General features: G+C 43.5%; 11 protein-coding genes. All 11 read right to left on the minus strand.

Annotated features, from left to right (window positions below; translation table 11 throughout):
* Positions 1-25 precede the first annotated feature (25 nt).
* Positions 26-889, minus strand: coding sequence for a 4-hydroxy-tetrahydrodipicolinate synthase (dapA, locus tag B1K52_RS14615; RefSeq protein WP_077309475.1), 864 nt, complete (start codon positions 887-889; stop codon positions 26-28).
* A 35-nt stretch (positions 890-924) separates the two neighbouring features.
* Entirely contained in the window at positions 925-2,136 is a 1,212-nt protein-coding gene (dapG, locus tag B1K52_RS14620; RefSeq protein ID WP_077309477.1) for an aspartate kinase, read from the minus strand.
* A gap of 9 nt (positions 2,137-2,145) precedes the next feature.
* The gene (locus B1K52_RS14625) at positions 2,146-3,195 is read right to left on the minus strand and encodes an aspartate-semialdehyde dehydrogenase (protein WP_077309479.1); all 1,050 of its coding nucleotides are present in this window, start codon (positions 3,193-3,195) and stop codon (positions 2,146-2,148) included.
* Positions 3,196-3,298: 103 nt separating this feature from the next.
* Complete coding sequence (dpaB, locus tag B1K52_RS14630; RefSeq protein WP_077309481.1) at positions 3,299-3,889, minus strand: dipicolinate synthase subunit B; 591 nt, start codon at positions 3,887-3,889, stop codon at positions 3,299-3,301.
* A 15-nt stretch (positions 3,890-3,904) separates the two neighbouring features.
* The gene (gene dpaA / locus B1K52_RS14635) at positions 3,905-4,783 is read right to left on the minus strand and encodes a dipicolinic acid synthetase subunit A (protein WP_256855932.1); all 879 of its coding nucleotides are present in this window, start codon (positions 4,781-4,783) and stop codon (positions 3,905-3,907) included.
* Positions 4,784-5,067: 284 nt separating this feature from the next.
* Positions 5,068-5,298: a YlmC/YmxH family sporulation protein gene (locus B1K52_RS14640; protein ID WP_077309485.1), complete on the minus strand. Its 231-nt coding sequence runs from the start codon at positions 5,296-5,298 to the stop codon at positions 5,068-5,070.
* A gap of 17 nt (positions 5,299-5,315) precedes the next feature.
* Entirely contained in the window at positions 5,316-6,584 is a 1,269-nt protein-coding gene (locus B1K52_RS14645; protein ID WP_256855933.1) for a M16 family metallopeptidase, read from the minus strand.
* The gene (locus tag B1K52_RS14650; protein WP_256855934.1) at positions 6,571-7,524 is read right to left on the minus strand and encodes a polysaccharide deacetylase family protein; all 954 of its coding nucleotides are present in this window, start codon (positions 7,522-7,524) and stop codon (positions 6,571-6,573) included. The genes B1K52_RS14645 and B1K52_RS14650 overlap by 14 nt, the downstream gene beginning before the upstream one ends.
* 97 nt (positions 7,525-7,621) lie before the next feature.
* Positions 7,622-9,751, minus strand: coding sequence for a polyribonucleotide nucleotidyltransferase (locus tag B1K52_RS14655; protein ID WP_077309489.1), 2,130 nt, complete (start codon positions 9,749-9,751; stop codon positions 7,622-7,624).
* Positions 9,752-9,888: 137 nt separating this feature from the next.
* The gene (rpsO, locus tag B1K52_RS14660) at positions 9,889-10,158 is read right to left on the minus strand and encodes a 30S ribosomal protein S15 (RefSeq protein WP_077309491.1); all 270 of its coding nucleotides are present in this window, start codon (positions 10,156-10,158) and stop codon (positions 9,889-9,891) included.
* Positions 10,159-10,295: 137 nt separating this feature from the next.
* On the minus strand, positions 10,296-10,641 hold a 346-nt coding region (locus B1K52_RS18345), incomplete at its 5' end, for a riboflavin kinase (RefSeq protein ID WP_256855935.1).

The following is a 10,641-nucleotide window of genomic DNA, read 5'->3' on the forward strand; positions in this document are numbered from 1 at the left end:
ATTTTTTATTTGCTTCTTTCGTTGATTATTTCAAGAGGTTAGCGACGCTTTGCTTTTCCTCTTCTGTCAGCTCGACCAATGGCAGACGAACACCGCCGACTGCAATACCTTTTTGATTTAGTGCTTCTTTCACAGGTGTTGGACTTGGTGCTTGGAACATTCCCTGCATAATCGGCAGAATCTCCTGGTGAATGCGAGCAGCTTCTGCTACATTGCCAGCTTTATATGCCTGCAGCATCGCTTGCATTTCATTCCCGATTATGTGAGAAGACACCGATACAATACCGTCACCGCCGATTGCTGTGACTGGCAGCGTTAAATCATCATCACCGCTGTAAAGGCTGAACTCAGCTGGCGTGCCGCTAATAACCTTGGTCATGGCAGCTAAATCACCGCTGGATTCTTTAACAGAAACAATATTTGGAATCTTGGCCAGTTGAATTACTGTTTCTGGTTCTATTGTAATAACCGAACGTCCCGGAATATTATAAAGCATAATTGGCAGCTTGGTGCTGTTCGCAACTGCCTCAAAATGCGCGTACAATCCGCGCTGGTTAGGCTTGTTATAATAAGGCGCAACAATTAAACCAGCGTCAACACCGATTTTTTCTGCTTCCTGTGTCAGTCCAATACTGGCTTCTGTATTGTTGCTTCCTGTACCAGCTATGATTGGAATACGTCCATTGACTGTCTTCACTGTATGACGGAACAAATCTAGCTTTTCTTCATGGGAAAGCGTTGGTGACTCTCCAGTTGTTCCAGCTACGACAACAGCGTCCGTTCCATTATTTATTAAATACTCAAGCAGTTGGGAAGTCGCATCATAGTCGATCTTCCCACGACTGTCGAATGGCGTTACCATTGCTGTAATAACGTTACCGAATTTCATCGTAAAACTCCCCTGCCTTCAACACATTATCTGATTTAGAGACTAAGCTCGAATGTCGCATGGAGCGCATTCACTGCCGTCACTAAATCTTTCTCCTTAATCAATACCCAAATCGTAGTGTGGCTATCCGCGGATTGCAGAATATCTATTTCTTTATCCGTCAGTGTGTGAACAATTTTAGCCGTAACACCTGGTATGCCTGTCATACCAGCCCCAACTAGTGAAACCTTCGCACAATTATTGATAACTTGCGGTTCTAAATCAAGCTTGTGTAAGATATCCTTTGCAAGAATAACTTGTTCTGCCGCAATCGTGTATACAATACCATTCGGTGAAATATTAATAAAGTCCACCGAAATACCTGCTTCTGCCATTGCTTTGAATACACGAGATTGTATTTTATAAGCTTCCGTATCGGTTTCAATCTTGATTTGCGAAACGCCTGCAAGATGTGCGATACCAGTAATTAAACGATCGGGAATATCCTTGCCGGCAAATTCAGTTCGTGACGACGTAACTAGTGTACCTTCTGAAAGTGATCCGGTTGAACGGACACGCATCGGCACCTTTGCCTGCATGGCAATTTCCACAGCCCGCGGATGAACTACTTTAGCTCCTTGATATGCTAAATTACATATCTCTGAATATGTCACCACATCGAGTTTTCGGGCTTCTTCCACTACACGAGGGTCAGCAGTCATAATGCCTTCCACATCGGTAAAGATATCGACAAATTCTGCCTGTAAAGCAGCACCAAGTGCCGCAGCAGATGTATCACTGCCGCCTCGGCCTATCGTCGTAAACTCGCCGCTTTCGGTCATCCCTTGGAAGCCAGCTACAACGATAACATCATGTGTCTCTAGTTCCTTCCAAACTCTGTCGACACGCATTTCTTTTATTTTAGCGGCTGTAAACTCGTCATTTGTAATGAAGCCAGCTTGAGAACCAGTCAAGGCAGCGGCACGAATGCCTTTTGCATTCAGTGCATTCGAGAAGACAACGGACGAAATGACCTCGCCGCAGGAAAGCAGCAAATCCTTCTCCCGTTTCGATATATGCGTCTCTCCTGGCAGCCCAACTAATCCCAGCAAGGAATCTGTTGCATACGGGTCGGGATATCTCCCAATAGCTGATACAACAACGACCACTTTATTTCCTTGCTGAAGCGCGGCTTCAATATGCTGAATGGCTTCCGCCTGATTATCTCGAACCGACGTACCGCCAAACTTCTGGACTAACACTTTCATTTCTACACCTCAGACTGTAAGCAAGTTATGTTGAATTAAGCGTTCTGCAATCTGAACACTATTCCAAGCCGCACCCTTCAATAGGTTATCGGACACAATCCACAGGTGGAATCCATTATCGTGATCTGGATCCTTGCGCACTCTTCCGACAAATACGTCTTTCTTGCCAGCGGCAGATAGCGGTGTCGGGTAAGTTTGCGTACTTGGATCATCTTCTAGTACGATACCTTCTGCTGCTGCCAGTTTCTCATGAAGATCTTTGACGGAAAGACCGTTTTGACCCAGTTCGATATAAACGCTTTCGGCATGAGAAGTAAACACCGGCAAACGGACACATGTTGCAGAAACATGCATGTCTTCCGCATGCATAATTTTTTTCGTTTCATTGATCATTTTCATTTCTTCATACGTGTAGCCATTATCTTGGAACACATCAATTTGCGGCAGTGCGTTGAAAGCTACCGGGAAATGGCGTTTGTCGCCTTTTACAGGCAAGACACTTGCTTCCATATCTTCGCCGTTCAGGAATTGTTGTGCTTGATCCTTCAATTCATCAATAGCCACTGCACCTGCTCCAGATACAGCTTGGTATGTGGAGACGATAATACGGGAAAGTCCGTAAGCTGCTTTTAATGGTTCCAATGCAGCGACCATTTGAATTGTAGAGCAATTCGGATTGGCAATAATACCCTTATGCGCTTTTAAGTCTTCTTCATTTACTTCTGGAACAACAAGCGGTACTTCCGGATCCATCCGGTAAGCACTCGTGTTATCGACAACTACTGCACCGCGCTTTACCGCTTCTGGTGCCAAAGCTTTTGAGACAGAGCCTCCTGCAGAGAATAATGCAATGTCAACACCTTCAAAGCTCTCCGGCTTCGCTTCTTTCACTGTATAGCTTTTTCCTTTGAAATCTATTTGCTGACCAGCTGATCTGCTGGAAGATAATAAAGATAGCTCGCCGATCGGAAAGTCGCGGTCTGCGAGAGTTTCCAGCATTTTTTGACCTACAGCGCCTGTAGCGCCTACTACTGCGATATGATAACTTTGCTGTGCCATAAAAAAACCCTCTCCTCTATCTCAATGGATACGTATGATATGGTTGTTACGCTAAACCCTATCATATCATAATTTTTCTGTGATAGGTTATCGTTTGAGGAGTTTAGGAAAAACGTTGTACCAATACGGGCTGCAGCTGTTTATACTGCAAAGCAGCTTCAATTGTTTCTGGCAGTTTTGTCATATCCGCAACAAGGGAGTTCGGCTTTTTAAATGGATCATCTTGACCGAATGGAATGAAATACATGAATTTAGCCGCCATCAGCCGCATTAAATTAACACCATTCAGGCCTAGTGCATCATTTGTACTGATTCCAAGAACGATTGGTTTCTCGTTTCGAATTGTCGCTTTCGTTGCCATTAACACAGGGCTGTCAGTCAAAGCGTTGGCCAGCTTAGACATACTGTTGCCAGTCAGCGGTGCAATAACCATGCAATCCAGTGGTTCTCTGGGACCGAGTGGTTCTGCTTCCGGAATCGTCTTAATGATTTTTGTTCCTGTCAAATCACTGATTTTTTGCAGATGATCCTTTGCATCCCCGAAATACGTATCGGTAAATTGAACAGTATTACTTACAATCGGCACGACTTCTGCACCTAGCTTTACGAGATGTTCAATCTGCGGAAAAATTTCACTATAGGTACAATGGGAACCTGTAATACCGAACCCGATTCTTTTTCCTGCTAAACTCATACACTACTCCTCCTTCTAGTTGTTTGTTAATATCTGCTTGATAACCACGGATAAAATATTTCCAGCCGTCTTAGGTGCAACAATTCCCGGCAGACCCAAAGCATGAATAGCCTGAATCCCCCGTTTTTTAGCGTAATCGAAATCGACACCGCCTGGTTTCGAAGCTAGGTCAATAATCAATCCTTGTGTTGGCAGCTGTTCAATTACAGGTCTCTTCACTACAAGAGCTGGAATTGTATTAATGAGAATGTCGCTGTTCTGCACCACTTCTGGAAGAAGATCAAGGAAAAAGGCATGCATCCCCATTTGGCTAATCCGAGCAATATCAGCATCGTGAATCGACCCTACATGTACATCTGCACCAAGTGCATCAAATTTAGCCGCAACGCTCATTCCAACACGTCCAAAGCCAAGCACAGTAACTTTTGATCCATGGATAGTGAAATCCGTATGTTTGATGGCAGTCATAATAGCACCTTCGGCTGTAGGAATTGAATTGTAGATGGCTACATCATCTCTGTCGAACAGCGATACAAGGCGCAAGTTTCGCTTCTTGCATGTTTCCGTCAAATACGCATTTGTAATGCCTGTAAAAATGACACATTCTTTAGGAAGACGATCCATCCAATCTTCTGTCAGCTGAATATTCTTATCAGAGAAGACCGTCTCAATTTGACCATTAGGGCCCAGACCAGGAATCGGCAGGATAATGGCGTCCAGCTGTTCTGGGTCTATGTCTTCCATCTCCCGCTGAATACCGCCAGTAAAGCTTTGATTAATTTTTTCGAAACCCACTGCAAATACAGATGCATCCGCACTGCACTGCAGGCTGCGAATCATCTCCAAGTAGCGGGCATCACCGCCAAGGACAGCGATAGTCAATTCGGTGGTCAAACTCTCACCTCGCTCTGCAGCGTTATTTTCGTAGATTTTCTTGCAATGGAAATATTGCTTTCCAGTTATCATATGAGGATTACAGAGAGGAGTGCTTGAATTGGGGGATTGTGCAGACATAAATTGAGAGCTGTGACGAAAGGAGCGAAATCGACGTAACACGCTGCTTAAATTAGCGCTTGCCTTCCCTAATTCATCCATAAAAAAATCCAAACTCAAGATAAATTCTTCAATAAGAAATTATCCTAGTTTGGATTTCTAAATTATACTCATTTCCTAATTTATTACGAGTTAATAAGTATCATATGTTTACCGATCGTCTGAATCTCTTCCCAGGCAATGCGGTTGTCACTGCCTTCTTTGCGCAAGCCGAACCACTTATAATTCGGTATGAGAAAAGCATCAATCTTGCCTGTGACTGGGTTAAACTCTACATCTGTTTGACCGAGCACCCCTAAACGTTCACCGTTGTTCACATCAATGATTTCTTTATCTCCAATGTCCTTGAAACGCAAAGTCGATCAGCTCCTTTTTATTTTGGTGCTACTATCGCTCTAGCTTGTTCTTTGCCGAATATGTGATGAATAATGCCGTTCACATCGTCCATCGTTACATTGTCGATTTTCTCGATCAATTCATTAAAGGATGGATGTTTACCAAGCATTAGTTCATTACGGCCATTTCTGCTCATTCTGCTATTTGTACTTTCTAAGCCAAGCATATAGTTACCTTTCAGCTGCTCTTTGGTATTCTGCAGTTCCTTTTCCGTCAGTCCATCTGCTTTCAGCTTCTCCGTGGTTTGACGGATTGTCTCCTGCAGTTCATCCAGTTGCTCTTTGCCGGTACCGGCATAGATAGTAAGCATGCCGCTATCTTGATGCGTACTATGGTAAGAGAACACAGAATACGCTAAGCCCTTGTCCTCTCGCACATCTTGGAACAGCCGCGAACTCATGCTTCCGCCTAGTACGTTGTTTACAACCATAAGGCTGTAGCTTGCTGGGTCATCCAGTTTCAAGCCATTGTAACCAATTGTAAGATGCGCTTGCTCTGTTTCCTTCGCTCGGCGAATTGTATTCGGAAAGAATGGCGGTATTTCCAATTCCCGATGTGCTGAATCCGCTTCAAAGGAACCAAAATGATGTTCCACTTCTTTCATGAATGAATCATCCACATTTCCAGCAACCGAAATAACGATTTTTTCCGGTACATAATGTGATTCCTTATATTGTCGAACAGAATCACTGTTAAAGCTCATCACCGTGCTCTCTGTACCGAGAATAGGCAATCCAAGCGGATGTTTGGCATAGGCAGCTTCAGCAAGCCAGTCATGAATAATATCATCTGGTGTATCTTCTGCCATCTTGATTTCTTCCAAAACGACTTTTTGTTCCTTCTCAATCTCTTCTTGAGCAAATTGCGATTCAAAGAACATGTCCGCTAATACTTCCAGTGCGAATTCTTTATGCGTATCAAGCACTTTGGCATAATAGCACGTATACTCCTTGGAAGTGAAAGCATTTACCATGCCTCCAATTGCATCAAAAGCCTCCGCTAATTCTTTCGCTGAGCGTTTTTTTGTTCCTTTAAAGAACATATGCTCGAGGAAATGGGAGAGCCCGTTATTCTTTTCTTCTTCATTTCTGGAACCTGTTAAAATCCAGATACCAATCGTTACGGATCGTACCGATGGCATGTTTTCTACTACAACTCGTAATCCATTTTTGCATGTGTGTCTTTGCAGCAAATTTAAATCCTCCCAATCAGCAGCACGTGCTGCTGCACCATTATCTTCCTTCATTCAATATCGTATCCAAAGTCGACACACTGTACCCTTTTTCTTCGATAACTTTCAGCATGTCGGCAAGTCCTGCTTCTACAACAGGCGTTGGATGCATCAGGATAAATGCTCCTGGATGCAGTTTCTCAGTCACGCGTTTCATCATAACAGGTACTGTCGGTTTTTGCCAATCAATGGTATCCACAGACCACAAGACCGTCTCCATTTGCTGTTCCGCGGCAGCTTCAATGACACCTTGATTAAAGCTTCCGCTTGGCGGAGCAAAATAGGTAGGTTTATCACCTATAATGGCATGGATGATTTCATTGGTCTGGGTTATTTGCTCAACCGAATCTGCTTTGTTCATTCGTTTCATATCGGGATGATTATAAGCATGGTTTCCAATAACATGTCCTTCTTCTTTAATCATCTCGACAATCTCATTATTTTCCTTTGCCCATTTGCCTTCTATGAAGAAATTCGCCTTCACACCAGCATCTTTTAATGTTTGCAAAATAGAAGGAATATGTTTCTCTCCCCACGAAACATTAATCAGCAATGCTACCTGCTCTTGATCTTCTCTTGCTCGATAAATTGGCGAAGCCGGCAGTTCGTCCAATGTAACTTCTGGCTCGACTTCCTCTAATACGAGCAGTTCCCGATCAAAAGTTCCTGTCTTTTGCATCTTTTCTAAAGAAGCATCCACGTCAACCTTGACCCCTGCTTTACCAGGTATTTTCTTCCATATCTTATCAATTCGTGCGTTCTCGGACGGCTTTTCAACTTCCTTGCGTACCGCCTCTATTTCCTGCCGTAATTGTGCTTCATCAGATCTCACTGCTATATCAGAAAAAACTGGATGATGGCTTACAGACGCTGTCTGAAACGGCAGATTACCGCCATCAATCAGCAGAAAGATCAGCGTGACAAAAACAAGCAAGTGTATAATAATCCGATGCATTCCCATCCCTCCCCTAAACTAGCTTATGAGGAGATGGGACAAGGAAGAACAAGCAGGAAAAAAAAGAAACTGGCTAAACCAGTTTCTTGGGACTTGCTTATTCTTCAGTCGCGGACTGCTCTTCTTTTTCCTGCTTTGCTTCTACAAGCAGCTGTTTATGTGAAAGATTCACTCGTCCTTGGCGGTCGATTTCTTTTACTTTTACTTTAAGTTTGTCACCAATTTTGACAACATCCTCAACTTTACCAACACGTTCCTCTGCCAGTTCAGAAATATGGACAAGTCCATCTTTTCCTTTGAACAGTTCAACAAAGGCTCCGAATTTCTCAATTCGTTTTACTGTACCATCGTATATTTCTCCAACCTCAACTTCACGAACAATGTCGCTGATAATCTGTTTCGCTTCATCGTTCTTCGCAGAATTGGTAGAAGAGATAAATACGGTTCCATCTTGTTCGATATCGATCTTGACGCCCGTTTCTTCAATAATTTTGTTGATTTGTTTTCCGCTTGGTCCAATGACGTCGCGGATCTTGTCCGGATTGATTGACATTGTCAGGATTTTCGGAGCATAAGCAGAAAGCTCTTGCTTCGGTTCGCTTATTGTCGATACCATATGGCTTAGAATTTCCAATCGACCTTTACGCGCTTGCGTTAATGCCTCTTCCAAAATCTCACGGCTCAAGCCTTCAATCTTAATATCCATCTGCAAGGCTGTTACACCTTTTTCCGTACCTGCTACCTTGAAATCCATATCTCCTAGTGCATCTTCCATGCCTTGGATGTCTGTAAGGATTGTGTAATCATCACCAGACTTCACTAAGCCCATTGCAATTCCTGCTACTGGTGCTTTAATCGGTACACCTGCAGCCATCATCGCCATTGTGCTGGCACAAATACTAGCTTGAGAAGTGGAACCGTTGGACTCCAGAATCTCAGAAACAAGACGAATTGTATAAGGGAAGTCCTTCTCGGAAGGAATTACTTTTTCCAACGCTCGTTCTCCAAGTGCACCATGTCCGATTTCCCGGCGTCCTGGTGCTCTGATTGGTCCTGTCTCACCGACACTAAAATGCGGGAAGTTGTAATGATGCATGAAACGTTTCGTTTCTTCTGTATCCAGTCCATCAAGAATCTGTACATCGCCCAATGCTCCAAGTGTACATACACTCAATGCCTGCGTTTGACCGCGTGTGAACAAAGCAGATCCATGTGTCCGAGGCAATACACCAATACGAGAAGAAAGCGGACGAATTTCATCTACACCGCGACCATCCGGACGGATCTTGTCTTTTGTAATAGCTCGACGAACTTCTTCCTTAACTAATTTGTCAAGAATTCCCTTCACTTGCTTCACTGTATCTTCATCAGCTTCCTGTTCTTCATAGAAAGCGACAGTTTCTTTTTTCACTTCATCAATCGCTGCTTCACGTGCTTTCTTTTCATGCACTTCGATTGCACCTTTCAACTTGTCGTAACAACGGTTTTTTACATCTTCCGTCAATTCCTTGTCCAAATCGAAAAGTTTTACATCCATCTTTTCTTTGCCAACAGCGGCAACGATTTCTTCCTGGAATGCAACAAGACGTTTGATTTCTTCATGACCGAACATGATTGCTTCTAGCATAATATCTTCCGGTACTTCTTCTGCACCAGCTTCTACCATGTTAATAGCATCTTTTGTACCAGCAACTGTCAAGTCAATATCACTCTGTTCTTGCTGTTCTTTTGTCGGGTTGATAATGAATTCACCATTTACACGACCAACAACTACACCAGCAATCGGACCATGGAATGGAATATCAGAAATGCTTAATGCGATTGAAGAACCGACCATTGCAGCCATTTCAGAAGAGTAATCTTGATCCACACTCATCACCATGCTGATTACTTGCACGTCATTACGGAATCCATCTGGGAATAGTGGGCGAATCGGACGGTCGATTAGACGAGAAGCCAATACAGCTTTCTCGCTCGGACGGCCTTCACGCTTAATGAATCCGCCTGGAATCTTACCAACCGCATATAGTCTTTCTTCATAGTTCACTGTCAATGGGAAAAACGGTAAGTCTTTCGGTTCTTTAGAACCAACAACAGTGGAAAGTACAGATGTGTCTCCGTACTGGATTAGGCAAGCGCCGCTAGCTTGCTTGGCAAGTTCTCCGATTTCCACAGAAAAAGTCTGACCGGAAATCTCCGTGGAGAACACTTGTTTTTGGTCTGCCATGAATAAAGCCCCTCTCATTTATCTTGCAACATATCCTGTCTGTATTATGCTCCAGTTCAGGCTGCGTTTATAACACTATGTAGAATAGGTTTTTTCCTATAGAAAAAGCGGGAAAAATTCCCGCTTCTTTGTCCATCTTATCGGCGTAAGCCAAGTTTTTGAATTAGATCACGGTAACGTGTAACGTCTTTATCGCGAAGATAGTTTAACAAGTTACGACGGCGACCAACCATTTTCAATAGGCCACGACGAGAGTGGTGATCTTTTTTGTGTGTACGAAGGTGTTCGTTAAGTGTAGTGATTTCCTCCGTCAATACAGCGATTTGCACTTCTGGTGAACCTGTGTCACTGTCATGTGTTTTGTATTCGCTGATTAGTTCATTCTTACGTTCTTTAGAGATTGCCATTTGTTTGTTCCTCCTAAAAAATCTAATAGTAACCCCATTCCCCGAGCAATCGCCGGAGTAGCGAATTGCCAAGCGAAGGTTTTCCATAGTCCAGATTACACCTTTTTGCTTCAGATTGCAAGTCCTGCAGTCAATTTCTATGCAAAATATGCGTTAACTTGTTGTTTATCGCGATTCAATTGACCAACTAGCTCATCAATACCGTTAAATTTCACTTCTTCGCGGATGAAAGATCTCCAAGAAACAGTCAGCTGCTCCCCATAGATTTGTTCATCAAAGTCGAGGATATGCACCTCTAAATTAGGGACTGCTGCGTCTTGCTGGAAAGTCGGTTTGAATCCAAGATTCGCCATACCATAATAGGTTTGCCCTTTTACCAGTACTTCTACCGCATAAACGCCTACTTTTGGCAGGAAATATGCTGGCTCAATGCGAATATTAGCTGTCGGATACCCGATTGTACGACCGCGCTGATCACCTGTA

The organism is Terribacillus halophilus (genome assembly GCF_900162685.1).
In the GTDB taxonomy this organism is placed as follows: Bacteria; Bacillota; Bacilli; order Bacillales; family Amphibacillaceae; genus Terribacillus; species Terribacillus halophilus_A.